A 1,052-nucleotide genomic window follows, 5' to 3' on the forward strand; every position below is an offset into this window, starting at 1 on the left:
GGCTCACCGCTAACGATATTTCACGACAGTTGCGCAATGCTCTCTTTGGCATAACAGCCATAAAGCAGCAGGAAGGAAGAAACGAAGTCTCGGTGAAAGTCATGTTAAATGAAGCATTGAGGCAGAGTGAAGCCGATCTTCTCAATATGATGATCCGTACTGACGACGGCAGCTATATTCCTCTGACCCGTGTCGCAGCCATTGGCAAGAGTACTGCCCCATCAAGCGTAACCCGCAGAGATGGCAGCAGAACCGTTGATATTACCGCAGAAGTGAACCCGAGGGGTTCTACACCGCAGATCATCAGCTCTCTTCAAAACAATGTATTTGAGGAGCTTCAGGCTAAGTATCCGGGACTACAAATCGATCTGGGAGGAGACCAGAAACGTGCAGCAAAAAGCATGAGTGCGCTCTTGAAGTCGAGCCTGCTGGCCATGCTTTTGATCTACGCTCTGCTGGCTATACCTTTTCAGAGCTTTACCCAGCCACTACTGGTCATGGCAGCCATTCCTTTTGGGGTAGCAGGCGCTTTTTTGGGTCATATAATACTGGGCTACACCCTGAGCATGATCAGTTTTATGGGTATCATAGCGCTTTGTGGCGTTGTGGTGAACGACAGTCTAATTCTACTGACCACCTACAACGGACACAGAAAAGATGGAAAGGACTGGAGAGAAGCCATTAATCAGGCCACAACCCGACGTTTCCGTCCTATTATTCTGACGACACTGACCACCTTTGGTGGATTGGCTCCAATAATTTTCGAGACTTCCCGTCAAGCACAGATGGTCATCCCCATGGCGATCTCTCTGGGCTTTGGCATTCTCTTTGCCACCTTTATCACTCTGGCGATCATTCCCTGTCTGATCGGTGCAGGGCATGACCTCAAGAGCTGGTTTCAGGAAAGTCGAGGGAAAGAACCCGCTTTGAGCTCAACTCCCTGATACAAAAAGGCCGCTGAAAAAAGCGGCCTTTCTGGTAGGTGTTAGTTTCACTAACATCAATGTCATGAACTTTCATGCTAAAACCGACTCTAAGCCGCAGAACCAATT

The 1,052-nt window shown here is 48.8% G+C and carries 1 protein-coding gene; it reads left to right on the plus strand.

All coding sequences use genetic code 11. From position 1 onward, the window contains the following. Nucleotides 1-944, plus strand: a 944-nt coding sequence (locus tag KDK16_RS00420; RefSeq protein ID WP_257274205.1) for an efflux RND transporter permease subunit, incomplete at its 5' end; no start/stop codon positions are given. Nucleotides 945-1,052 lie beyond the last annotated feature (108 nt).

This window comes from Endozoicomonas sp. SESOKO4 (assembly GCF_024606275.1).